This window comes from Pseudomonas sp. 7SR1, assembly GCF_900156465.1.
Taxonomy (GTDB): Bacteria; Pseudomonadota; Gammaproteobacteria; order Pseudomonadales; family Pseudomonadaceae; genus Aquipseudomonas.
Genome location: NZ_LT707064.1, coordinates 1304866 through 1328841 on the forward strand (window position 1 = coordinate 1304866; position 23976 = coordinate 1328841).

The 23976-nt window shown below is 63.5% G+C and carries 18 protein-coding genes and 1 pseudogene; 5 read left to right on the top strand and 14 right to left on the bottom strand.

What is annotated here, in order from left to right; genetic code table 11:
• Positions 1-319 precede the first annotated feature (319 nt).
• From BW992_RS05965 to BW992_RS05975, 3 genes and pseudogenes are all read right to left on the bottom strand, one after another.
• A pseudogene (locus BW992_RS05965) lies at positions 320-1135 on the bottom strand (sigma 54-interacting transcriptional regulator); the annotation flags it as partial.
• Positions 1136-1190: 55 nt separating this feature from the next.
• Positions 1191-1772: an alpha/beta hydrolase gene (locus BW992_RS05970; protein ID WP_076405763.1), complete on the bottom strand. Its 582-nt coding sequence runs from the start codon at positions 1770-1772 to the stop codon at positions 1191-1193.
• 151 nt (positions 1773-1923) lie between these two features.
• Positions 1924-2169, bottom strand: a complete 246-nt coding sequence (locus BW992_RS05975) for a DUF2789 domain-containing protein (RefSeq protein ID WP_072397653.1) — start codon at positions 2167-2169, stop codon at positions 1924-1926.
• Between the two features lie 223 nt (positions 2170-2392).
• On the opposite strand from BW992_RS05975, the gene BW992_RS05980 reads away from it, so the two are divergent.
• On the top strand, positions 2393-2920 hold the full coding sequence (locus tag BW992_RS05980) for an NfeD family protein (RefSeq protein WP_076405765.1): 528 nt from the start codon (positions 2393-2395) through the stop codon (positions 2918-2920).
• 1 nt (position 2921) lies between these two features.
• On the top strand, positions 2922-3683 hold the full coding sequence (locus BW992_RS05985; protein ID WP_072397649.1) for a slipin family protein: 762 nt from the start codon (positions 2922-2924) through the stop codon (positions 3681-3683).
• Here BW992_RS05985 and BW992_RS05990 read toward each other — a convergent pair whose 3' ends face one another.
• From BW992_RS05990 to BW992_RS06010, 5 genes are read right to left on the bottom strand one after another with little or no spacing between them, the layout of a single operon-like run.
• Positions 3684-4637, bottom strand: a complete 954-nt coding sequence (locus tag BW992_RS05990) for a sulfotransferase family protein (protein WP_072397647.1) — start codon at positions 4635-4637, stop codon at positions 3684-3686. It lies immediately after the preceding gene.
• Positions 4625-5410 (bottom strand): aspartyl/asparaginyl beta-hydroxylase domain-containing protein, encoded by a 786-nt coding sequence (locus BW992_RS05995; protein ID WP_072431784.1) that lies wholly within the window; start codon positions 5408-5410, stop codon positions 4625-4627. The genes BW992_RS05990 and BW992_RS05995 overlap by 13 nt, the downstream gene beginning before the upstream one ends.
• A gap of 11 nt (positions 5411-5421) precedes the next feature.
• The gene (locus BW992_RS06000; RefSeq protein ID WP_072397643.1) at positions 5422-6933 is read right to left on the bottom strand and encodes a TolC family protein; all 1512 of its coding nucleotides are present in this window, start codon (positions 6931-6933) and stop codon (positions 5422-5424) included.
• Positions 6934-6975: 42 nt separating this feature from the next.
• The gene (locus tag BW992_RS06005) at positions 6976-13299 is read right to left on the bottom strand and encodes an Ig-like domain-containing protein (protein ID WP_076405767.1); all 6324 of its coding nucleotides are present in this window, start codon (positions 13297-13299) and stop codon (positions 6976-6978) included.
• A gap of 52 nt (positions 13300-13351) precedes the next feature.
• Positions 13352-14188, bottom strand: a complete 837-nt coding sequence (locus tag BW992_RS06010; RefSeq protein WP_053148110.1) for a sulfotransferase family protein — start codon at positions 14186-14188, stop codon at positions 13352-13354.
• A 311-nt stretch (positions 14189-14499) separates the two neighbouring features.
• Here BW992_RS06010 and BW992_RS06015 point away from each other — a divergent pair, with 311 nt between their 5' ends.
• Together BW992_RS06015 and BW992_RS06020 are read left to right on the top strand one after the other, a co-directional pair.
• Positions 14500-15087 (top strand): phage tail protein, encoded by a 588-nt coding sequence (locus BW992_RS06015; protein WP_072397639.1) that lies wholly within the window; start codon positions 14500-14502, stop codon positions 15085-15087.
• A 46-nt stretch (positions 15088-15133) separates the two neighbouring features.
• Positions 15134-15445: a DUF6916 family protein gene (locus BW992_RS06020; RefSeq protein ID WP_072397637.1), complete on the top strand. Its 312-nt coding sequence runs from the start codon at positions 15134-15136 to the stop codon at positions 15443-15445.
• Positions 15446-15565: 120 nt separating this feature from the next.
• Here BW992_RS06020 and BW992_RS06025 read toward each other — a convergent pair whose 3' ends face one another.
• From BW992_RS06025 to BW992_RS06040, 4 genes are read right to left on the bottom strand one after another with little or no spacing between them, the layout of a single operon-like run.
• A complete protein-coding gene (locus tag BW992_RS06025; RefSeq protein WP_072397635.1) occupies positions 15566-16057 on the bottom strand; it encodes a GNAT family N-acetyltransferase in 492 nt (163 codons plus the stop codon).
• A gap of 32 nt (positions 16058-16089) precedes the next feature.
• On the bottom strand, positions 16090-18186 hold the full coding sequence (locus BW992_RS06030) for a biotin/lipoyl-binding protein (RefSeq protein WP_072431786.1): 2097 nt from the start codon (positions 18184-18186) through the stop codon (positions 16090-16092).
• 1 nt (position 18187) lies between these two features.
• Positions 18188-19507 carry an efflux RND transporter periplasmic adaptor subunit gene (locus tag BW992_RS06035; RefSeq protein WP_072459142.1) on the bottom strand — a complete coding sequence of 440 codons (1320 nt, stop codon included), beginning with the start codon at positions 19505-19507 and terminating at the stop codon, positions 18188-18190.
• The gene (locus tag BW992_RS06040) at positions 19504-20283 is read right to left on the bottom strand and encodes an efflux RND transporter periplasmic adaptor subunit (protein WP_072397629.1); all 780 of its coding nucleotides are present in this window, start codon (positions 20281-20283) and stop codon (positions 19504-19506) included. Before BW992_RS06040 ends, BW992_RS06035 begins: the two co-directional genes overlap by 4 nt.
• Before the next feature lie 479 nt (positions 20284-20762).
• On the opposite strand from BW992_RS06040, the gene BW992_RS06045 reads away from it, so the two are divergent.
• Positions 20763-21452 carry an NYN domain-containing protein gene (locus BW992_RS06045; RefSeq protein ID WP_072459141.1) on the top strand — a complete coding sequence of 230 codons (690 nt, stop codon included), beginning with the start codon at positions 20763-20765 and terminating at the stop codon, positions 21450-21452.
• Here the strand turns inward: BW992_RS06045 and BW992_RS06050 are convergent.
• A complete protein-coding gene (locus BW992_RS06050; protein WP_231991106.1) occupies positions 21433-22908 on the bottom strand; it encodes an efflux transporter outer membrane subunit in 1476 nt (491 codons plus the stop codon). The two genes, BW992_RS06045 and BW992_RS06050, sit on opposite strands and share 20 nt — an antisense overlap.
• A complete protein-coding gene (locus BW992_RS06055; protein WP_072459140.1) occupies positions 22905-23966 on the bottom strand; it encodes an HlyD family secretion protein in 1062 nt (353 codons plus the stop codon). Before BW992_RS06055 ends, BW992_RS06050 begins: the two co-directional genes overlap by 4 nt.
• Positions 23967-23976: the final 10 nt, after the last annotated feature.

Below are 23976 nucleotides of genomic sequence, written 5' to 3' on the forward strand. Positions count from 1 at the left end.
CAGCACAACTCGACTGACCGCGTTGCTTTCGCCCATTCAATTAACAATTTCGAGGCATCTGCAATCAAGCGCTAAAACCACACAAATTATTTGTACAAGACACTTAAAATTCGCACATACAAACGCAGTATTGGAAAAGACGGATTTAATGCTCACATAACAAAAAACCCGACAACTCGAAAGTCGTCAGGGCAAAATATCCGGAAACTTTTTATATGCTAAAACCGAGACCTGCAAAACACTCCCATCAATCGCCCGTTTACCCCGTTCGATAAACTTGGAGCTCTTTATCTAGTCCTTATTGAACACGCGTTAAACGCGGCAGATTAAGATGTTCCGGCAGGATGTAATCGCCTACGCTCACCAGCAATGCGAAATGAATGACGTTCTCCAGCTCCCGGGTATTGCCCGGCCAGCTGTGCTGTTCCAGCGCACGCTGTGCCGCTTCGCTGATCAGTGGCACCGCCAGGCCGAGGCGTTGGCTGTAGATGCCCAGGAAGTATTCGGCCAGGGACAGGATATCGCCCACCCGTTCGCGCAAGGGCGGCAACTCGAGCCGGCCCTCACCGAGGTAGTGATACAACCGGTCATGAAATTTCCCGGCGGCCACCGCCTGCGCCAGATCGATGCTGGTGGCCGCCACCAAGCGCACGTCCACGGGGCTGGGCTGGTGGGCGCCGACGCGGGTGACTTCGTGATTTTCCAGGGCAGCCAGCAACTTGACCTGGATCGGCAGCGGCAGGTCCCCAATCTCATCCAGGTACAGCGTGCCGCCATTGGCCGAGCCGAACCAACCGGCCCGGCTGCTGGCTGAACCGCTATGGCTGCCGGCGGCGTAACCGAACAATTCGGCATCGGCATAGGTCGGGCTGATGGCGCCGCAATTGACCGAGACGAACAACCCACCGCGATTGCTCTCGCGATGGATGTGACGGGCCAGCAATTCCTTGCCGGTGCCGGTTTCACCGCGAATCAGCACCGCGACCGAGCGCGGTGCCAGCGCTTCCAGCTCCTGGCGCAACTGTCGCGACCGTGGATCGACAAACACCAGCGCCTTGGCGCGGATGCTCAGGGGGCTTTTTTCCGCATCGGGAAAGGTCAGCAACGACTGACCGAAATGTTCATGCGAACTCATGACGACTCCCACCCTGCACCGCCGGTAAGACGCAAGGGCACTGACAAAAGGTGATTCAGGCGCGACGCAGTGCGTGATGCTGCATTCGGCTTTGCAGGCGATAGAGATACGCGAACCCCTGCTCCCAACGCTGGTGGCCGGACTTCACATTGATATGCCCCGCCCCGGCCAGGATTCCGGCCTCGGCGCCCCAGTGGCGCGCCAGCTCCAAGGCACGCGGCGCGCTCACCGCCTCGTCGTTGTCGGAACCGATTACCTGGCTTGGGAACGGCAACAGTCCGCGGGGAATCGGCGCGAAATTGCGCAATGCCGGCGCGCAGCTCGGGCGCTCCACATCCGCCGGTGCCACCAGCAATGCACCACGCACCTGCCGCAGCAATTGCAACGGCGCAGTGGCGGCCCAATGGGCAACGGTGATGCAACCCAGGCTGTGGGCGATGAGGATCACCGGTGTGCTATCGGCGGCAATGGCCTCGGCCAGGGCGGCGACCCAGTCTTCGCGCCGCGGTGTCAGCCAGTCGGCCTGCTCGACCCGGGCACTGTTGGGCAAGCTGTTGTGCCAGTGAGTCTGCCAATGATTTTCCGGCGATCCTTGCCAGCCTGGCACGATCAGGTAGCGAATCGATTCGTTGCGCATGGGTGCTCTCCTGCGTGTCTGTTCACGGAGGAGTATAGGGAGGAGTGTTATATAAGCTAAGGAATAAGAAGCTATTTATTAATTCTATTTTGAAATAACGCACGCGCTCAGCCACGCCAACCTAAGCCGGCCAGAGGGCCAACACGCCGCATCATTCGTTTCGTCCTTTGCGCAGAAACACATCCAGTTGATCCACCACCACCGCCCAATCCGCGTCTTCGAGGATTTCGTCCCGCAGCAGCTGCCGCTGGCCCTCGCTCCAGAAAAAGGCGTCCGCCAGATGCAGGCCAGGCTTGAGGGGCGAATGGCTGGCGATGAATTTATCGATGCTCTCGGCATCATCCGGCAGGCCCAGTTGCTTGAACAGCGCCGGAAGGGTGTGGATCGGGTTTTCCATGGGGGCTCCTGGCGTAGGCGGATGGCTGGGTTTCTACAGTCTAGGCGCTGTACGAAAAGCCTTGATACTCGTTCATGTTGCGTTGAAAACGTGCCTCACGTTTCAAGACTTTCCGTACAGAGTCTAGCCCGTTGCATCACCGTCGAACTGATCAAAATTCATTCAGCCCCCGGCTCGACTAGACTCAAGGTAACGTCACCACGCATGCAATGCGGAGGTTCCAGTGAACATTCGCGGCTTGACGGTCGCACTGCTACTGACCCTGGGCGGTCCGGCCCTCGCAAGCGAAGGCTTTACGCTAGCCGCTGCCGACACCTTGGGTTTCTGGCTGATTGCCCTGGGCGTGGGATTGCTGATCGCCGAGGCAGCCTTGCCCAACTACGGCGTCGCCGGGCTGGGCGGCATCATTTTGTGTGTCGTCGGCGCAATCATCCTGACCGATACCCATGTGCCTGCTCCCTTGATGATCGGACTGGGCCTGGCCAGCGGCTTGTTGCTGGTCGCCCTGCTGATTCGCGCCTTGAAAACCCGGCCGCGCCGGGCCGTCAGCGGCGATGCCGCCTTGTTGGGGAGCGTCACCACGATCACCGGGCTCCAGGCCGGCAACCCTCACCATGGCTGGGTCTGGCTGGAAGGCGAGCGCTGGCAGGTGGCATGCGCGACACCGATGCGAGCTGGGCAAGCCGTGCGGGTGACCGCCCGCAAGGGCCTGTTGCTGGAAGTGGCCCCCGCTGATTCACAAGGAGCATGAGATGGGTATGCAAATCGGTTTTGCACTACTGCTGCTGATACTGATCGCACTGGCGGCGTCGACATTCCGGATCCTGCGTGAGTATGAACGCGCGGTGGTGTTCCAGCTCGGGCGCTTCTGGCAGGTCAAGGGACCGGGGCTGATCCTGCTGATCCCGGTGGTACAGCAGATGATTCGTGTCGACCTGCGCACCATCGTGCTCGACGTACCGCCCCAGGACGTGATCACCCGCGACAACGTCTCGGTGAAGGTCAATGCGGTGTTGTATTTCCGCGTCCTCGACCCGCAGAAGGCAATCATCCAGGTGGAAAACTACCTCATGGCCACCAGTCAATTGGCGCAGACCACCCTGCGCGCCGTCCTCGGCAAGCACGACCTGGACCAGCTGCTGGCCGAACGCGAGCAATTGAACGGCGACATCCAGCAAGTGCTGGACGCCCAGACCGATGCCTGGGGCATCAAGGTGGCGAACGTCGAGATCAAGCATGTGGACCTCAATGAATCGATGATCCGCGCCATCGCCCGGCAGGCCGAGGCCGAACGGGAGCGACGAGCCAAGGTGATCCACGCCGAAGGCGAACTGCAGGCGTCGGAGAAGCTCATGCAGGCCGCTGAAATGCTCGGGCGCCAGCCAGGCGCCATGCAACTGCGCTACATGCAGACGCTCAGTTCCATTGCCGGAGACAAAAGCTCCACCATCGTTTTTCCGTTGCCCATCGAATTGCTCAAGGGAATGGCGGATTTGTCGCCGACCAAACCCTGATCAGTCTGTCCGTTGGCTGCGCAGCGCTTCCAGGGCTTCATACGGCCCATGGGCCCATTGCAGCACACGTTCACGCAGCATCGGCGAAGCCTCCCGGCGCTTGTCCTCGCTGTCGCCGGTAAATGCCTGCACCGGCTGCTTGGCATGCCGCCCCGCCGCGCTGAACGCTTGCCGGGACTGGGCCTCATCGAGGCAAAAAAGCGTCGCCAGCCTGCCCGCCATCGCCTCGGGCAGCTCGCTGTAGTTGACCGGTCTGCCGGAAAAGGCCTGGCAATGCTCCAGCCCCGCTTGCAATAGCCGTCCCAGCCGACGCGAAACGAAGTCCTCGGAGCCTGCGAAGGGCCGCCCATCGTCCAGCACGCTGGCGCCGATCATCCCCGGGACCATGTGCATGCCGGGACGACGCAGATGGGAGACGGCGATCTCCACGGGATCGCGGTACACGAACAGCCAAGGCGTATCGGCGAAGCACTGGCGCAACAACGGCAACTCACCGATATTCCAGGCGTCGAGCTTGATCACCAGGCGTCGCTCGACACCTCGGCGGCGTTGTCCATAAGCCGAAAGCAGCCCCTTGAGTGCCGCACAGCGTTCGGTGTGGGGCAAGTCGCTACGCAGCAGGCTGTCCAGGGGCGGCGCTTCGCAGATGACGATATGGTCGTCCAGTTGCGCCAGCATCTGGCTGATCAAAGTCGAGCCACAGCGCGAGGCATGGAAAATGAACACGTCGGGTTCAAGGCCAGGGCTTTGCCGTTGCCAATGCTCAAGGCTGCCCAAGGGCGTCTGGCGACGAAACGCCTGGTTGAAGGGCAGGCGCAGGGCATCTTCCACCGCGTCGCCGAAAAACGGTTGCGACAACCGTCGGTCACCGAACCAGCACCAATCGACCCGCCACTGCCCGCCCTCCTGCCACACGCGGATCGGCAGCCAACCCTCCAGGTTCAAGCCTTCCATTGCTCACTCCATTGGCGACGTCCGTCGCGCATGGCCGTGCGCAGTTCCTCGCGAGTGAAATGCAGCCCCTGCCGGGCCCCCGCCTCCAAGGCGCAGTCGATGAAGGCCTCCACCTCCTGCAGGCCCTGCAAGGTACGGGCGAGTTGGGGATCGGCTTCCACTTGCCGTTGAAAACGCATGAAATCGCTCTGCCCGCCGCGAGCGGCCGGCGTGGTGGGCAGCCCTTCGCATATCAGCTGTTCCAGCCAGGGGCCAGGCCGGCAGTCGAGTACCAGATGAACGCGTGGCAGCGTATCTCGATTGTCGACGCGATGGGGTCGTGACAAATCGAGATACCAGCACTCACCGGCGGTCATGGGGATACGTTGTCCATCCAGCCAGAAGTCCACTTCAGGCGGACTGAGCAACGGCACGTGCAGGCGCAGGTCGCCGTCCGGCCCACCCAGATCGTAGTCACGGTGTTCATGGATCTGTGCGCCGGGCCCCAGGCGCAACAGCCGGGCCGCGGCGATGTCCAGGGGCCAGTCACGCAACGCCTTCTGCCAGCGTCCATCCCTTGACCAAGGCAGGCGACACAAGGGCTGGCCACGGCCGGGCGCCAGTTCGGTCAGGGCATCGGCCGCTGAAATCAGCGCCACGCCGCTCCAGTCACCCTTGTAATAGGCGCTGTTGAAATGCCCCTGCCAGCGCTCTTCCTCAATGGCCGCCAACGCTTGCAACAGCAAGGGCAGGTTCACGGCCACCGGCAGCCGGGAAAAAGCCGGGCGCGCCATGACGCTACCTGTCAGTGCGCTGCCGCCGTCCTTGGCACCGTGATATCGCCCTGGGCCCAGGCCGCTTCACGGTTGGCCAGCGCCGTGGCGATCGACTGCACCTGGGTCGACTGTACTTCGTCAGGCAACGGGTCGAGACCGGCACTGGCGAAGATCTGGCCATAGGCGTTGCGCAGATCGGCATAGGACAGGTCCCGCCGCAGATCGGCCTGCAAGGTGTTGAGCTCACCCTGGATCAGGTCCAGCTCGCCGATGCCGGCGGCCTGATGACGGCTGCGCAACTGCCCGACGATTTGTCCATCGATATCCGACAGTTGCTGGTTGGTCTTGAACTGACGCAGTGCATCGCGGTAGTTGGCATTGGCGACATACAGTTGCGCCAGCACGGCGATCGACATGGCCTGACGCCGCGCCGCCGCCACTTCTTCACCGGCCTTGGCCACATCGATGGCCGCCGGGGCGGAGATCACATTGAACAGGTTCCAGGTGACCTTCACGCCATAGTCTGCCCAGCCCTGCTCCACCAGAAACGAGTTGCTGTCGTAGTGCCCGCCCGCGGAGAACTCCAGCCCCGGCAACAGGCGCAGCATGGCCTTGCGGGTCTCGGCAGCGGTAATGCGCGTCTGGTAATCCTGCTCGCGCAGTTCAGGACGGCTGGCCAGGGCTTCCTGTTCCAGCCGGGCCATGTCGACCTTGAGTTCGGGGATCTCGTACTGATCCGGAGTTGCCAGGGTCAGTTCGGTGCCCAGCGGCAGATTGATCAGGGTCGCCAGTTCGGTCTTGGCCAGGGACAACGCCCGCCGTTGTTCTTCGAGCTGGCGAGTCGCCTGGATCAGCGAACGCTGGTACCCCAGGGCCTGCACCGGGTCACCGATGCGCTGTTCGCTCATGCTCTGGCTGTTGTTGCGCGCAGCCTCCACCCGAGCCATCAGGCTGTCGATCTGCTTGAGCAGGCGCTCGGCAGCCATGGCGCGCCAATAGGCCGAACGCACGTCCTGGACGATGGTGTTGATCACCTTGCGCCGGCGCTCCTGCACGATCAGGCGCTGGTCGCCGGCCTGCTTGGCGCTGATGTAGCTGACGCCAAAATCGAGCACGTTCCAGACCATGGTGAGGTCGGCCACTTCGCGATCGCGGTCCTGGGAAGTCGACGGCTCCAGGGACTGGGTACCGGTCTCCACGCTCTGGCTGCTGGAGGCGTTGACGTTATTGCGCCCTACGTAGCCGGCGTCCAGGGCCATGCGCGGCAGCATGTCGAAACTGGCCAGGTCCAGCTGTCGCTTGGCCAGGGCTTCCTCCATGACCTTCAATCGGCCTTCCAGGTTGTACTTCACCGCCCGGGCCATGGCCTGGTGCAAGGTCAACGGGCCGTTGAGAGGCTCCTGATCCTTGTACATATTCTGCCGATCGGTCCTGGCGCGTTCCTCGCTGACACTGCGATCGATCGGCTCGCTGGTCACCGCACACCCGCTGACCACCAATGCCAGCAGACTCATACCGAATAACTTCTGACTTCTATTCATTCCCTGGATTGCCCCTGGCTGCCGCTCATTTTTTTAAGTTGTTCAGGCCGGTACCTGGCTGATGCCGACCTGTTGCAAAGCCTTCGCCAGGCTGTCGACCTGACGCTGTTCAGTGTCTTTGATCTGCTGCAGCTGCTGACCCAGGGTCGGAGCGCCAAATACCCCTCGCACGCCCTGGGACACATCACCGCCCTGCATGGAGCGGTCGTCGAAGGCGTCCATCGACTCGCCTTCGGCCCCCGAATCCTGGTTGAACAGGCTCGACAGGGTGCTGCTGCCAAAGACTCCGCCATCCCCTCCGCCAAAACCGAGGAAGCCCTGGCCCGAACCGTCACCCGTAGCATCGTTGCCGAAGACCTGGGCGATGTAGCTTGGCGCCAGCGCCCCACGGTTGATGAAGATATCGCCGATGGGCCGCAGGCCGCCGCCCACGTCCCGTTGTTCGAACAAAGGCGGGAAGCCCAGCGGCGAACCCAGGTCCCCCGTTGGCGGTGTGAAGACTATCGGCTGCAACGGCACCTCGGAGACCGGGATGACCGTCACGGGATCCGTCGTCAGGAATTCCGGCGGCGGCTTCACGTCGTTGGGCACCACGGTGTCGATGGCATAGTTGTTGGACACCGCCACGCTGGATCCGGCGTTACCCGCCAGGTCGGTGACGTTGCTGGTGTCCAGGGCGATGAAGTTGCTCGGATCGGTCAGGTTCACCGTCGGGGTGAACGTCGCGGTCCAGGTCCTGCCACCGTCGGTGGTGGTCAGGTTGCTCAGTTCACCGTTGGTGACGCTGAGGTCCGACAGGTCGAAATCGGTCACCGCCTCGCTGAAGGTGAAGGTCACCTGGGTAGTCTGGCCAACACCCAGGCTCGGGTTGGCAACGACGATGGTCGCGGTCGGCCGGGTGGCGTCGAGTGCGTAGTTGCCGGAGATGGCAATGCCAACCCCCGCGTTGCCAGCGACATCCTGCACGGTGCTGGCGTCCAGCAGGATCAGGTTGGTGGTGTCGCTGACACCCGCCGTCGGCGTCAGGGTCGCGGTCCAGGTCAGGCCGCCATCGCTGCTGGCCAGGTTGGACAGCACACCGTTGGCGACGCTGAGGTCCGACAGATCGAACCCGGTCACCGCCTCGGTGAAGCTGATGGTCACGGTGGTGGTCTGGCCGATGCCCAGGGTGCTGTCGCTCACCACGATGGTCGCGCCCGGACGCACGGTGTCGATCGCATAGTTATTGGAGTCCACCACGCCAGCACCACTGTTGCCCGACACGTTGGTCACGCCGCTGGTGTCCAGGCTGATGAGGTTGCTGGTGTCGCTGACATTGGTGCCCGGCGTGAAGGTGGCCGTCCAGGTCACGCCGCCGTCGGTCGATGACACGTTGCTCAAGGTGCCGTTGCTCACGCTCAGGTCGCTGTTGTCGAAACCGCTCACCGCCTCCGAGAACGTGATGGTCACCAACGACGTCTCCCCGGCCTTGAGGGCATTGTCAGCCACGACGACCGTAGCGGTAGGCAGTCGGGTCTCGACTGCATAGTTGGCCGAATTGGTCGTACCGGCCCCGGCGTTGCCGGCGGCGTCGCTCACCCCGCTGTTGTCCAGGGTGATGAGGTTGGTGGCATCGCTCACACCCACCGTCGGTGTGAAGGTAGCCGTCCAGGTCAGACCGCCGTCGCTGCTGCTGACGGCACTCAGGGTACCGTTGGCAACGCTCAGGTCGTCATTGCTCAAGCCCGTCACCGCCTCACTGAAGGTGATAGTCACCTGGGCGGTTTCCCCGGGCCTCAGCGTCGAGTCGCTCAGCACGACAGTGGCCGTGGGGCGAAGGCTGTCGACACTGTAGCTGTTGGAATTGGTCGTGCCGCTGCCGACGTTGCCCGCCAGGTCGGCAATGCCGCCATTGGCGAGGGTGATGATGTTGCTGGTGTCGGTGACCCCGTTGGTGGGTGTGAAGGTGGCGGTCCAGGTAATGCCGCCATCGCTGGTGCTCAGCCCGGTGAGCGTGCCGTTGGCGACTGTCAGGTCGGCGCTGGTGAAGCCGGCCACCGCCTCGCTGAAGGTGATGGTCACCAGCGAGGTTTCGCCAGCGGCGATGGCCGTGTCGGCCACCACGATGGTCGCGGTGGGACGCACGGTATCGATCGCATAGTTGTTGGAGTCGGTGGTGCCCACGCCGGCGTTGTTCGCGCCATTGCGCACCCCGGTGTTGTCCAGGGTGATGACGTTGCTGGTATCGGAGATACCGACACTCGGGGTGAATGTCGCCGTCCAGGTAACGCCTCCATCGATGGACGAGACATTGCTCAGCGTCCCGTTGCGGATCGTCAGGTCGCTGTTGTCGAACCCATTCACCGCTTCATTGAAGGTGATGGTCACCGTCGTGGTTTCACCGATGCTCAGCGACGAGTCGGCGATGACCACGGTCGCCGTCGGCACGTTGGTGTCGACCTGGTAGTTGTTCGAATTGGTGGTACCGGTACCGGTGTTGCCCGCCGCGTCGCTGACGCCGGTATTGGCCAGTACGATGACGTTGCTGGCGTCGACGACCCCGAGGGCGGGCGTGAAGGTGGCGGTCCAGGTGATGCCGCCGTCGCTGCTGCTGACCGCGCTCAGGGTACCGTTGGTCACGGTCAGGTCCGAATTGTCGAAGCCGCTTACCGCCTCGCTGAAGGTGATGGTCACCAGCGAGGTTTCGCCGACACTCAGCGAGGTGTCCGCAACCACGATGGTGGCGGTGGGACGCAGCGTATCGACGACGTAGTTGTTGGAATCGGTGCTGCCGCTGCCGGCGTTGCCCGCCACGTCCGTGACGCCGGAGTTGCCCAGGGTAATCAGGTTGCTGGCGTCGGAAACACCGACCGACGGTGTGAAAGTGGCGGTGTAGGTGATGTTGTCGCTGGTGCTCAGCCCGCTCAGGCTGCCGTTGGCAACGGTCAGGTCCGCCAGGGTGAAACCGGTCACCGCCTCGCTGAACGTGATGGTGACCACCGAGGTTTCGCCCGCGCCCAGGGTGTTGTCGGCCACCACGATGCTTGCGGTGGGTCGCTGGGTGTCGATGGCGTAGTTGTTGGAGTCGGTGGTTCCGCTGCCGGCGTTGCCCGCCGCATCGCTCACACCGGTGTTGTCCAGGGTGATGAGGTTGGAGGTGTCCGTGATGTTGGTCGCCGGCGTGAAGGTCGCGGTCCAGGTAATACCGCCATCGCCGCTGCTCAAGCCGATGAGCGTGCCGTTGGTGACCGTCAGGTCGGCGGCGGTGAAGCCGGTCACGGCTTCGTTGAAGGTGATGGTCACCAGGGAGGTTTCACCGATCCTCAAGGCGTTGTCGGCCACGACGATGGTAGCGGTCGGACGCTGGGTGTCGACGGCATAGTTGTTGGAGCTGGTGGTACCGGTGCCGGCGTTGCCTGCCAGGTCCAGCACCCCGGTATTGGCCAGCACGACCAGGTTGGTCGCGTCGCTGACACTGGAGCTCGGCGTCAGGGTAGCGGTCCAGGTGATGCCGCCATCGCTGCTGCTCAGGCCACTCAGGGAGCCGTTGGCAACGGTCAGGTCCGCCAGGGTGAAACCGGTCACGGCCTCGCTGAAGGTGATGGTCACCAGGGACGTTTCGCCGGCGCTCAGCGCCGTATCGGCCACCACGATGGTAGCCGTCGGGCGCAGCGTATCGATCGCATAGTTGTTGGAATCGGTCGTGCCGGTATTCACGTTTCCGGACAGGTCGGCAATGCTGCCACTGTTCAACGAGACCAGGTTAGTGGTGTCGCTGATGCTGGCGCTCGGGGTCAATGTCCCGGTCCAGGTGATGCCGCCATCGCTGCTGCTCAGGCCGGTTATCGTGCCGTTGGCGACGGTCAGGTCGGCGGTGGTGAAGCCGGTCACGGCCTCGCTGAAGGTAATGGTCACCAGGGAAGTTTCACCGACGCTCAGCGCTGTATCCGTCACCACGATAGTGGCGGTTGGACGGGCGGTGTCAATGGCATAGTTGTTCGAGTTGGTCGTTCCCGTACCCGCGTTGCCGGACAGGTCGGCAACGCCGGTATTGTCCAGGGTCACCAGGTTGCTGGTGTCGGTGACGCTGGCGTCCGGGGTCAGGGTGGCCGTCCAGGTGATACCGCCGTCGGCACTGCTCAGGCCGGTGAGCGTGCCGTTGGCGACCGTCAGGTCGGCCGTGGTGAGACCGGTTACCGCTTCGCTGAAGGTGATGGTCACCAGGGAGGTTTCACCGGCCCTGAGTGCGGTGTCGGACACCACGATGGAAGCGGTGGGAAGCACGGTGTCGTTGACCGCGTAGTTGTTCGAATCGGTGGTGCCCACGCCGGCGTTGCCGGCCAGGTCCGAGACCCCGGTGTTGTTCAGGGTGATGAGGTTGGTGGTATCGGTGATGTTGCTGGCCGCGGTCAGGGTGCCGGTCCAGGTGACACCGCCGTCGCCGCTGGTCAGCGTACCGATGGTGCCGTTCTGCACCGTCAGGTCCGAGGCGCTCAGGCCCGTCACGGCTTCGGAGAAGGTGATGGTCACCAGCGACGTGGCGCCGGAGTTCAAGCTGGTGTTAGCGACCACGATGGTCGCGGTAGGTGGGGTTTCGTCCGGTACATAGTTGGTATTGATGGTACCGCCGTCGCCATAGACATTGGCCACCGACGCCGGAGTGACACCGGCCGTGCCGGCACTCGTCCCGCCAATGCCGCTGCCGCCGGCGTTGCCGCTCATCGCCGCGAAGTTGGCGGCGGTGATCAGCACTGCCCCCCTGTTCCAGATCGCGCCGACACCGACGCCGCCCGCGCCGCCCGCCTGGGTGTAGCCCCCGCCGGCACCACCACCGCCACCACCGCCGCCTGCGCCGACGTTGTTGGAGATGACCGAGTTGCCGATGATCCGCAGGGTCGCGCCGGTGTCGTTGTAGATACCGCCGACCGCGCCACCGCCGGCACCGCCGATGTCGTTATAGCCGTCGCCGCCGCCACCACCACCAATGGACAACCCGGCGCTGGAGGCCGAGCCACCGGCAGAACCGGTGCTGTAGCCGGGATAGGCAGCGCCACCGGCACCGCCGGTAGAAGAGCCGCCACGGCCGCCGATATTGAAGAAGCCACCACCGGCACCGCCCTGGTTGGTCGAGCCAAGGGAGCCCGAGGAGTTGAGCGTATCGCCACCGCGACCGCCGATTCCTCCGCCGACCGCGCCGCCGCCACCGCCGCCGCCACCGGCGTATTCCGGCGTCACACCGCCACCGCCACCGCCGCCTGCCGCCACGTTGGCAGTGACCGTGACGTTACGCAGGGTCAAGGTGCCGGCGTTGTAGATCCCGCCGCCCTTGGCCACCAGCGCATCGTCGCCGCCATTACCACCATTGCCCGAGACGATGCCACGGGTAATCACCAGGCCGTCGAGAGTGGCCGTGGTACCGGACGTCACGCTGATGACCTGGGTACGGAACTGGCCATCCAGGGTGACATCGGCAACGTTGTCATTGTTGAGGTCGCCATCGATGGTGACGTTCCTGTTCACCACCAGTACCTGGGTCAGGGCGACGGTCATGCTGCTGTTGAAGGTGACGATGTCGCCGTTCTGCGCAGAACCCAAGGCCGCGCGCAAGGAGCCCACGCCGGAATTGGCGTTGTTGGTGGCGGTCCAGGTGGCCAGGCCCCACTGGTATTCGCTCATGGCCTTGGCCGACAGCACATTGGCGCTTTCGATGTTGCCGGTGGCGATTTCCAGGTCCCAGTCACCGCCCAGGCCCGTGCGGTCGTTGGATGCCGCCACGTCGCGGCCGGTCAACTGCGCCAGGGAATCCACCAGGCTCAGGCCGCGATCACCTTCGGCGGTGTAGCAGCCATAGATCAGGATATCGCCGCCAACATTCATGTCCTGGCCGATCTGCGCCAGCACTTCGCTGCGGGCCTGGACGTTATCCGCCGACAGGTAGCTGTTGCCCAGCCACAAGTCCCCGGCATTACCGTGGGCGATGATCTGCACCGAGCTGATGCCCTGGTGGGTGTCCAGGTAATCGGCGATCTGTTGCAGGCCATCCTTGCCGGCATCCAGCTGCACCACCTGGGTGCCGGGCGCCACGCCTTGCAGCAGGTTGGCGGCATCCTTGACCCGAGAATCGACAAACACCACTGACTTGCCCGGAACGGCGGCCTGGGTGGCATCCACCTGGCCCTGGGGCGCATGGCTGCTATCGGCCGACTGGTCGGCGGTGGGCGTCTTGGCGGCTTCGGCCGTGGGCTGGGCGTCCGGCTGCGCCGCGTCGGCCACGGTGGCGGCCACCGCGCCGTCGAACAGCATTCGCGGCTCCAGGGACATGATCATTGGCGATGCCAGGGCCTGTGCACCCTCGGTTACCCGCGATTTACCTTTGCTCCACCACATGACGATCACCTGGACTCGAACTTCTTGAATACGCGAATGAAGAAAACCGCGATCAGCTGATCGCGGCGTCGGTTTTCACACGAATGACATTGGCAGCGCTGGCGGACCCGTCGCGCCAGAACGACAACTCGGCATACTTTTCAAACAGATCCGGCGGCAGCAGCGTACGCCGGGCCTGCGGCGCGACCCTGGGCTTGACCTTGTGCAGCCCGGCCACGCCCAGGGCCTGGTCGAAGGCCGGCGCGTCGTAGGTCAAGTGGTTGAAATCGTGCTCGAACCACGGCTCGCCGATGAATTCGTAGACCAGCCGCATCACCCGCTCGGGGGCCTGGCTCAGCAGGTCGTAATCGACGATCAGCAGCGATTCGGCGTTTTCCCCGTAATAGGCTTCCTTGAGCGCTGTCCAGGCAAACCCCACCAGGCGATTACGCTGGGCCAGGGTTTCGCAGCGGCTGTAGACGGTGTTGCGCTCGTCATCGTCGTTGAACAGCTTGGTGTTCTCGAACGGGTTGGCGCGATAGAGCCGCTCCAGGCTGTCGAGAATCCAGGCGACATTGCGCACGCACGCGATGGTCTTGGCCTGAGGGAAAAGATCCTGCAGGGCCGGCAGCCGGGCGCACCAATGGCGGTTGGTATCGAAGATGACAGGCTTGTCGGCCTTGTCGGCGTAGTACGAGTCGAACAGTCCACGCAACAGACGCCGACGCTGCTCGGTGTCGATCACCGAACCAAACTCACTGCCAGCGCTGCATTGCTGCAGGACGCCACTGAACAGTGAACCGACGGGACTGGTCATGCCGGCATGAAAACGCGGATTCTGCAGCAGAATCGCGGAGAGGAGGGTCGAGCCCGAGCGTGGCAGGCCGGAGATAAAGTGAAACTGCGACAAATCCCTTCACCATTTGTAGTCCCTTTGTAGCGCAAAGCGTAGCCGAGGAAACAAATGCCGCCTAGTAGTACTTTGATATCAAATTCACCTGAAACCGTAAAAAAGATGGACGGTAGGGAACGCTGGCAAACCTGAATCGTTTAAGCCGCACGGCCGCTTTTTTCAGCGCCTTGCTCCGGCAGAACGAAACATCCCCGTCTACGCTCAGCCGTGCGTGACCAGGCCTGGAAGTGAGGAGTCGGACTGATCGCATCTTACTCGTCGTATCCGCCAGGTACCGCCAGACCAATAACCTGAGGGATGAGGATTTTATGGAAGTATTCATGGGCACCATCCAGCCGTTCGCCTTTAATTTCGCCCCCCGTGGCTGGGCGCTGTGCAACGGGCAGACCATCGGCATCGCGCAAAACTCGGCGCTGTTTTCCTTGCTTGGCGTGACTTACGGGGGCAACGGCCAGACCACCTTCATGCTGCCCAACCTGCAAGGGCGCATGCTCATGGGCATGGGCAACGGCCTGGGCCTGACTCCCCGTGTGATCGGTGAGGTCTCCGGCACCGAAAACGTCACCCCGACGCTGAACAACCTGCCTGCCCACACCCACGCACTCACCGGCCTTACCGCCTCGACCACCCTGCAACTGGCGAACCCGGCCAGCAATCCGGTAAACACACCCACGGCCACCAACTCATTCATCGGCACCTCGGGTACAGGGCCAGGTTCGGCGGCGATCTATTCCGACCAGATAGGCGCCTCGCCGGTGCCGCTGCAGGGCGTGAGCACGACCGTCAGCGGTACGGTTTCTCCCGCCGGGGCCGGCTTGCCCCTGCCGATCATGAACCCATTCCTGGCGATCAACTTCAGCATCGCCCTCGAAGGTATCTTCCCGTCCCGCAACTGACGACCCACCGGAGGGCCACGGCCCTCCGGCCTTGTGGAGTGACGACATGCTGCAAAAGGTTCATAGCCACCATTTCCAGCCGCTGCTGGGCCAGACCCGAAGTCTGGTCCTGCCGGACGGCAGTCGCTTGCCGGTGCGGATCGAACATCTGCAAGAAACACCCCGGGCCAGGATGCCGAACGCCGAACGGATGCCGTTCAACGTGGAACTCAACAGTCTGGAAAGCACCGAGTTCGTGGATGGACTCTGTGACCTGGAGATGCCCGGGCTGGGCACGCTCGAAGGGGTGTTCGTGTCGAGGGTACCCGCTGCAGGTCGGGATCCGACGGTGGGCTACTTCCACATCGCATTCAACTGAACGAGGCTGATGCCCTGCGGGAGCGAACATGCCCGCGATGGCGGAGGGTCAGTTTGCATCCATGTCCAACGGCCCACCCTCATCACCGGCAGGCTCGCCCCCGCAGTCGACAGCAACTGCTCAGCTGCCTTTCGGATACCAGACCAAACGCTCTGCCGCCAGGTTGCTTTCCTGGACTTCGAAACCCAGTGCCAGGTAATGCCGACGGGCGTGGGGATTATTGGTCCAGACCACCGTCGCCACGGGACAGCGGATCTGTTGCGCGGCTTTCTGCACCCCCTGCAGCACCGCACGACCGTAACCCTGGCCGCGAGCCTGGGGGATGAAAGCCAGGTACAGCACTCGGATCTCGTTGGGCCCGAAATCGGTGCTCAAGGCGCCGATGGCGGTACCGAGCTTTTCCACCACGTAATGCATGGCATCGGGGAAATGCTCTCCCAGCCCCTGCTCCTGTACCTGGTACTGCTGGGCGATCACCTGCTGCACCTGCTCGGCCTCGCCATCGATCCACTGCAGGTCCGGTCGCGCCGCCTGGTACAACGCCTGTAGAAACGGCCCATCGCTGACCCGCGACGGCCGTACCACCAGTCCTTCTGCCGCTACTGACTCCATGCCCGCTCCTTTCAAGACTTTTCGCACAGCCCCTAGAATCCACTTTCCCTGACCCCCAGCGCCGCCAACCGACGCCAGGCCGCACCCAGCACCGACTCGCCTTGCCCCTGCAACACCGCCACTCCGCGCAGGGGTTGTACCGGTGCGCTCGTATCCTCGATGGCACTCATGCGTACGCCGTATTGCGCCTGCACCGGCTCGGCCCGCTGTTGCGAGTCCCGCCGCACGGCGATCGGTCCGTGATGGTCGGACGTCAAAGCCTGTTGTTCGACCCAGGCCGCACCGTTGGTGTCGATTTCATCCAGGCGCACGGCAATCGACCCATGCATTGGATCGTCGGCGATGAACCGCCCCGTGGCGCCACTCTCGACCCGCCAGAGCTCGGCTTCGGTCAGGTATCCGCGCAATCGAGAATCGGTCTGCACCACTCGCGCCAGCGCCTGGGTGGGCGCCAGCCAGCGGCCCACCGTCAATTGCGGCAGTAGATCGCGGACCTGGCCGGCATGGGGCGCCCGCAACGACAGGCGCTCACGCTGAGCGACCAGGCCCCGGTATTCGGCCACCGCCTCGGCCAGTTGCTGCTCGACGATGCCGGCATCGGCGGCGGTTTCGCTGCGCCCGGCCTGGCGGCGCATCTGCAGTTGCTGGATTTCGATTTCCCGACGCACGATGGTCAGGCGCGAGGCCATGTCGGGCGACTCCAGCTCAATCAGGACATCGCCTTGGGCAACCGTCTGGCCATCGCGTACATTCACTTGCCTGACCCGCGCCGCAACCGGGGCATGCAACGCACTGGTGCGACCGGCCTCCAGCACGGCCGGCACTTCCACGGCGCTGCGCCATGGCAACAGCAGCAGCAGGACCACCCCCGCCAACACCAGGCCGGTCAGCAGCACCCGTGGACCATGGGCCTGTTCGCGACGGCTCCACCATTGTCGCCATTCATTCACGATGGGCATAAAAATGAACCACACCAATTCCACCATCATCAGGAAAATGCCCAGCACCTTGAAGAACAGGTGATAGACCGCCAGGGCGATACCCAGGAACAACGCCGCCCGCCACAACCAGGCGCCGTACCCCCACACCAGCAAGCGACGACGCATCTTCGGCGACCAGGGTTCCGGCGCCGACGCTCCGTAACCGAACAAGGCTTCGCGCAGACGCCAGCGGCACAGGGCGAACGCACGGCCCTGGAGGTTATCCACAGCCCAGAAATCACTGAGCAGGAAATAACCGTCGAAACGCATGAACGGGTTCAGGTTGATGAGAAGCGTGGTGATCCAGGTGGCACTGGCCAGCATGAACGCCGCCGTACGCGCCGGCCCGTCGGGCAACAGCGACCAGGCCAGCAATGCGATGCACGCCAGTAACAACTCCGCCAGGACCCCGCCGGCACCGATCAGCAAGCGGGCCCGGCGGTCATTGATCCGCCAGGCATCGCTGACGTCGGTATAGAACATCGGCAGCAGCACCATGAATGCCACCCCCATGCTTTGCACACGACACCCGGCTCGCTTGGCCATGAAGGCATGGCCGAACTCATGGCACAGCTTGGCGAACAACAACGCTACGCCGAATGCCAGCGCACCACCGAGGCTGAACAGATGCGGGAAGGTCGCCACGAACCGCTGCCAGTCCCGCGAGACCAGGAAAATGCCCAGCCCCAGGGTCAGGGGCAGGCCATAACGCAGCAAGCCAGGACCGAATCGCGCGAGCCACGGCCAGGCCCGATTGAGAAAGGCATCCGGGCGCCACAGTGGGATGCGGAAAAACAGGTACTGATGCAGCAGGATCTGCCAGAGGCTCTGGCGCTGGGCGACCTGCTTGAACAGGTAGCTGTCGCGCTGTTGCGGATCCATCGCACTGATCAGGTCGTGCCCGCGCAGAAAACCCAGCAGTTGCTCCAGCGACTCCTGGGTAAGCGGCAGGCCCGGCTCCCGATTCGCCGCGTGCAGCACCTGCTCCGGATCGCCCAGGGACCAATGCCGCAACATGCGCATCGCTGCCGCGCCGAGCTTGAAATAACGACCGCGCACCGGATCGGCCAAGGTCCATTGAGGGGACCCGTCCGGGTCCGGAGCCGCCGGGGACAGCTGCAGGTCCGGCCGCAGGCTCGGCAGGCTCATGCTACAGGCCTACGCTCTGGCGCAGGCCGGCCAGGGGCCGCCGCAACAGGTACAGCGCCAGGGGCGCGCGGTCACCGAAGATCTTCGCCGTGCCCCGCAGGCCGATACGCGGCGCCGTCGCATCGAAACGCGCATCCAGGCGATACGCCAGTTGCCCGGCGGCGGTGGGTTGCGCTTCGTACGCCGAGCGTTCCAGCCAGGCCAGGTGCCGCTGCAACGGATCGCTGTCGAGAAACAGCGCCACCTGCGCACCGGGGGTCAATTCAATCGCATCGCCCACCGCCAGTTCGATACGCAACTCGGCCTGGTTCGGGTCGGCAATCTCCATCAACCGCTCACCGGTCTGCACGGGCTTGCCAAGCCAGCGCTCGGCATCGGGAAAGACCGCAATGCCGTCACGTCCGGCACGCACTTCGCTGCGCTTGAGCAACTCGACCGCATAGTTGCGCTCGGCGCGTTTCTGTTCGACGCGGGCGGCCAGCAGATCGATCTTGGAGCTCGATTCGGCATCGGCGAATGAGCGTTGGGAATTGGCCTTGAGCTCTGCCTCGGCCACGCCCAGGGCACGCTCGGCCACATCGGCCTGGGCCTTGAGGCTGGTGCTTTCAAAGCGCAGCAGCAACTCGCCGTTCTTGACGGTCTGGTTGGGCTTGACCAGGAACTCGGCGATCACGCCATCCAGCGGCGCCGCCACCACCTGTCCACCCAGAGGCACCACCTCGGCCGGCGCCAATACCGACTGGCGCACCGGAATCAGCAACCCCAGCAACAGCACCGCCGCCAATGCGACCTGGCGCTTGCGCGTCCAACGCAGGCGCCAGGGTTTGCGCGGTTGCAACGCGAGCCAGGCATGGCTGTAGGTATCGCCCAGCTGGGACAGCAATACCTGTTCGGGGGGAGTCCATGGCAGGTCACGGGCCAGCCACAATCCGCCGAAGACCTGGCCCTGATGATCGATCAATGGCAACCAGAACACCTGTCCGGCCGACAGGCTTGCCCAGTCCGCCCGGACGGCTTCGCTCACCCCATCGGCGGCGATCACCCGGGACTGGTCCAGCAGGCCCTGCTTGAACAACTGCGCCACCGCCTGCTCGACAAACGCCACGAACGGCGCGTTGGGCTCCACGGCGCTGACACCCGTCACCGCCTGCACCTTGCCCGCGATCAATAGCGCGGCATGACGAAACCCGAACAGCGCCTGGCCATCGTTGACCAGGCTGTAGCTCAATTGCGCCGCAGTACGCGCGGCTCGCGTCTGGCGCTCCAGGTCGAGAAAGCGGGCGAACACCTGCTCGGCGCTGCCCATCATCGGCGCGTTCACTTGAGCTCCGCGAAACGCGCCGTGCCGCTCATGCCGGACAACAGCCCGCTGGCATCGGGCAGGCTGGCCACCAGCAGCAAGGTCTGGCTGCCCTCGTCGATGCGCGCCCCCAGGCGCTTGACCGTCGCTTGCAGCGGCTGGCCGGTTTCATCGGGAACGAAGGTGAACGACTGGCCAGGCTTGAGCCTGCCCATCCAGCGCGACGGAATCAGCAGATGGATTTCCAGGGTGCGGTTGTCGACCACATCCAGCAACGGCGCACCGGCCGCCACGCTTTCGTAACGCTGCACCTTGCGCGACACCACCTGGCCATCGAACGGCGCGATCACGCTGCAGCGCTTGACCTGGACCTGATACACCTGGGACTGCGCCTGAGCCTCGCTGACCCGGGCTTCAGCCCGCGACACTTCGAAACGCCCCACCGATTTCAGCGCCGCCAGTTGCCGGTTATGCGCCAGTTCCTCACTGGCTCCCCGGCTCGCCGCCTGGGCCGCATTGAGCTGGGCCTGATAGGCCGAACAATCGAAACGCGCCAGGGTATCGCCCTTCTTGAACGACTCACCCTCACTGAACGGCAGTTCGACAATACGCCCGGCCAGTTCGCTGGCCAGTACCGCCTGGTCCCGCGCCCGAAGCACCCCCCGCGCCTCGCTGCCACCCGGTGCACTCGCGGTGACGTTGTTCTCCAGCAGCGGATCGTCCGCTGCAGGCGTCTGCGCCTGGACGCCACACGCTACGAAGGCCAATCCCATTACCCAACTACCCAAACGCAACATAACCGCTACTCCCTGACGGATGGGCGGAGTCTACGACAGCAGTGGGAAGCGTCAAGGGAATCGCGGCAGGAGGTTTGAAATCTCTCGTATCAAAAAGGCCACGACTAGAGACAGAAGATTCCCAATTTGTATCTGATATTGGCCGGTAATAAATCCTACGAAAACAAAGGGAGATCCGTTCATTCAAATCGGCAATAGACGATGGCTTGTCCAAGTTTCTACGCAGAGACACCTCCGAAGGACAGCAACCGCAATACGTCCTGACAAATTGGTTCAAGAAAATATTGACCCTTCGCCGTAACACCACACAAAACTCAGTCAGCCGGTCAATGGGCCTTTCCATTCGGGGTTGACGCTAGGTCTTGCTCAGGACTAGGATTTGCCCACTGCTCAACCTCGTACGCAGAGATTAAGTTCTCTGGCCGTTGGGGTGAAAACACCGGCTTCGGCCGGTTTTTTCGTTTCTGGGGGTTGAGTTTGTGCGTACCGCTTTTTTCGTTGATGGCTATAACGTCTTTTATGGATTGCTCGCCGGCACAGCCTACAAATGGCTGAACCTGGCGCAGCTACTGGCTCACATAGCCCGGATCGAGAACCCTCGAAGCTCACTTGCCTCCGTCGATTACTTCACTTCCTCTGTCAAGCCGGAACTGGCGACGCGTGGAATCGCCTCCAAGGAGGCGCAAGATGCCTATATTCGTGCTTTAAGGGCAAACAGGGTCAACGTTCATTACGGACGCCATCAACTCGAACGCGCTAATGCCCCCCGTTTTATCAGTAGAAAGGTCAGTGCCTCACGCCAGGATACGGTCGCTATCTGGAAGCTTGAAGAGAAGGAAACGGACGTCCATATAGCAATCAGCATGTATCGAACCGCTTCAAGGCAAGAAACGTTGCCGTGGGAAAAACGAATCGAGCAACTGGTGCTGGTTTCCGGCGATACCGATATGGCTCCGGCGCTTAGCGCCATCCGAGACGATTTTCCGCATTTGCGAATCGGCGTGATACTTCCCTACCGGACCGGCTCCAAACGGCTCGCGCCAGGCTCCCTGAAACAATACGCCCACTGGATGCGCCGGGTCGTCACCTGCGACGAGCTCCAATCCCATCAATTTCCCAATCGGGTTCCCACCCACAAGGCCCCCGCCGTCAAGCCGGATTATTGGTAGCGACACTCGCCGCCGGATACACCGATTCCCAACCACCGCCCAGCGCCTTGTACAACCCCACCATGGCCAGGGAAACGCCAGTTGAGCTTTCCACCAGTTGTTCCTGGGTGGCCAGCAACGCGCCTTGCACCGTGAGGACGGTGACAAAGTCCACCACGCCTTCCACGTATTGTTGTTGTGCGGTACGCAGGGCGATCCGGTTCTGGCGCACGGCTTCGGCCAGGCTGTCGCGGCGCAGTTGACTGGCGTTGTAGGCGCTCAGTTGATCGTCGATTTCATGCCAGGCCTTGAGCACGGTCTGCTGATAGGCGATCGCCGCTTCCTGTTGCTGGGCCTCACGCAGTTCAAGCATGCCCCGCAGGCGACCACCATCGAACAGCGGCAGGCTGAACTGCGGGCCGATGCCGAATGCTCGCGAACCCCACGAGCCGAAATCGCCGAGTTGCAAAGCCTGGGAGCCCACGTTGCCCGATAAGGTAATACGCGGATAGAAGTCGCCCTTGGCCACGCCGATGCTGGCCGTGGCCGCGTGCAGCCGGGCTTCGGCCTGGCGGATGTCCGGGCGACGCTCGGCGAGTTGGGACGGCAGGCCAATGGCGACCTGCCGAGGCGCCTGGGGCATGGGGGCGTCGGCTGACAGTTCGGCCTGCAATGCCTGCGGTGGCTGCCCCAGCAACAGGCTCAACGCATTGACCAGCTGTGACTGACGCTGCTGCAGGGCAGGCAAGCGCGCCTCGATGGTCGCGACCTGGGCCGCCGCTTCAGCCACATCCAGGTCCGTGGCAACGCCATCGGCCAGGCGCAGCTGCGTAAGTTCCAGGCTGTGGCGCGCCACCCCGAGGTTCTGCTCGGTGACGGCACGGGTGCTTTGCACGCCGCGCAACTGCAGATAGTCCTGGGCGGTCTCGGCGAGCACCGCCAGCAAGACTGCGCGACGGTCATTCTCCGCGACTTCCAGGTTCGCCTGCGCCGCTTCGGCTTCACGGCGCACCCGGCCCCACAGGTCCAGCTCCCATGACGCGGAAAACCCTGCTTCCCACAAGTTATACGCCGAATCACCGTCATTGCCCGACGGGTCATTCAGCCCCTGCCCGCTGTTGCGCTTGCGGCCATAACCTGCGGTGGCGGCACTGTTCGGGTATTGCGCCGAGGTGATCACCTGACGGGCGGCGCGGCTCTGTTGCAAGCGACTGCCAGCCAGCTTGAGATCGAGGTTTTCGGCCACGGCGCGACGGGTCAGCGCGGACAGGGTCGGGTCGTTGAAGACCTCCCACCAGCGTTCGTTCATCTGCGCGGGCACCGCCTGGCTGGCGGCCGCGTTGACGGGTTTCGACCATTGGGCCATTTGCAGCGCCTCGGGGCGCTGGAAATCCGGACCGACGCTGCAGGCAGACAGCGCAGCCGCCAGCACGACCAGCATGCACCGATGACACGGCGTGGGGGTGCTCGCCTTCATCGCTGCGTCACCTCACGCCCTTCGTTCGTCGTACTGGCCGTATCGATATTCGCCTCGACCGACATCCCCACCCGCAACCGCTCGGCCAAGGGCTGGCCCGGGTCCAGGACAATCTTCACGGGTATGCGCTGCACGACCTTGGTGAAATTACCGGTGGCATTGTCCGGCTTGACCGAAGCGAAGGTCACACCGGTCGCCGGGGCGATGCTCTGCACGCGTCCCTGCAGCGTTTCACCGCCGAAGCTGTCGACCCGCACGTCCACACGCTGGCCCGGCCGGACATTGGCGAGTTGGGTTTCCTGGAAATTGCCCACCACATAGGCCTGGGCCAGCGGCACCACCGCCAGCAGCTTGCTGCCTGGGGTCACATACGCACCGACCCGAACCGCCCGCTCACCCACCATGCCATCCTGGGGCGCGACGATGCGGGTATAGGACAGCTCGAAACTGGCGATTTCCAGGGCGGCCAGCGCCCGCTTCAACCCACCTTCGGCAGCGTCACGCCGGGCGGTGAGAACTTCCACCTGCTTACGCTCGGCCGCCAGCACCGCCGTGGCATTGGCCAGCCGAGCCGTGGCCTGGTCGATCCGGGTCTGGGCCTGCTGGGCGTTCTGCACAGTACCGGCACCCACGCCCGCCAGATGCTGGTAACGGTTGCGTTCATGCTCGGCAAAGGCCATTTGCGCCTTGGCAGCGACCACCGAGGCCTGGGCCTGGGCGATCACCGAGGCCTGGCGCTCCAGGGTCGCCCGGGCATTGTCCAACTCGGCGCGGGCAACCTGGGTCTGGGCGTCGGCGGCCTGGGCCGCGGCACGCAGGTCACGGTCGTCGATCAGCGCAAGCAATTGCCCGGCCTTGACCTGCTCGTTGTCTTCCACCAGCACTTGCTTGATGAATCCCGCCACGCGCGGCACCACCAGGGTGTAGTCCGCCGAAACGAACGCGTCGTTGGTGCTCTGCTGCGCGGGCTTGCCAGGCGTCAGCAGGTAGATCAGCGCACCGAGCGCCACAGTCGCCGCAACGGCGAGCGCAACCGGTTTCTTGCCTTGAATTGTCATGAGGTCCTCG

Excerpts from the sequence above, each read along its gene's own strand:
- BW992_RS05970 (WP_076405763.1), bottom strand. The coding sequence starts at position 1,772 with ATGCGCAACGAATCGATTCGCTACCTGATCGTGCCAGGCTGGCAAGGA.
- BW992_RS05975 (WP_072397653.1), bottom strand. The coding sequence starts at position 2,169 with ATGGAAAACCCGATCCACACCCTTCCGGCGCTGTTCAAGCAACTGGGC.
- BW992_RS05985 (WP_072397649.1), top strand. The coding sequence starts at position 2,922 with ATGGGTATGCAAATCGGTTTTGCACTACTGCTGCTGATACTGATCGCA.
- BW992_RS05990 (WP_072397647.1), bottom strand. The coding sequence starts at position 4,637 with ATGGAAGGCTTGAACCTGGAGGGTTGGCTGCCGATCCGCGTGTGGCAG.
- BW992_RS05995 (WP_072431784.1), bottom strand. The coding sequence starts at position 5,410 with ATGGCGCGCCCGGCTTTTTCCCGGCTGCCGGTGGCCGTGAACCTGCCC.
- BW992_RS06000 (WP_072397643.1), bottom strand. The coding sequence starts at position 6,933 with ATGAATAGAAGTCAGAAGTTATTCGGTATGAGTCTGCTGGCATTGGTG.
- BW992_RS06005 (WP_076405767.1), bottom strand. The coding sequence starts at position 13,299 with ATGTGGTGGAGCAAAGGTAAATCGCGGGTAACCGAGGGTGCACAGGCC.
- BW992_RS06015 (WP_072397639.1), top strand. The coding sequence starts at position 14,500 with ATGGAAGTATTCATGGGCACCATCCAGCCGTTCGCCTTTAATTTCGCC.
- BW992_RS06020 (WP_072397637.1), top strand. The coding sequence starts at position 15,134 with ATGCTGCAAAAGGTTCATAGCCACCATTTCCAGCCGCTGCTGGGCCAG.
- BW992_RS06025 (WP_072397635.1), bottom strand. The coding sequence starts at position 16,057 with ATGGAGTCAGTAGCGGCAGAAGGACTGGTGGTACGGCCGTCGCGGGTC.
- BW992_RS06030 (WP_072431786.1), bottom strand. The coding sequence starts at position 18,186 with ATGAGCCTGCCGAGCCTGCGGCCGGACCTGCAGCTGTCCCCGGCGGCT.
- BW992_RS06040 (WP_072397629.1), bottom strand. The coding sequence starts at position 20,283 with ATGTTGCGTTTGGGTAGTTGGGTAATGGGATTGGCCTTCGTAGCGTGT.
- BW992_RS06050 (WP_231991106.1), bottom strand. The coding sequence starts at position 22,908 with ATGAAGGCGAGCACCCCCACGCCGTGTCATCGGTGCATGCTGGTCGTG.
- BW992_RS06055 (WP_072459140.1), bottom strand. The coding sequence starts at position 23,966 with ATGACAATTCAAGGCAAGAAACCGGTTGCGCTCGCCGTTGCGGCGACT.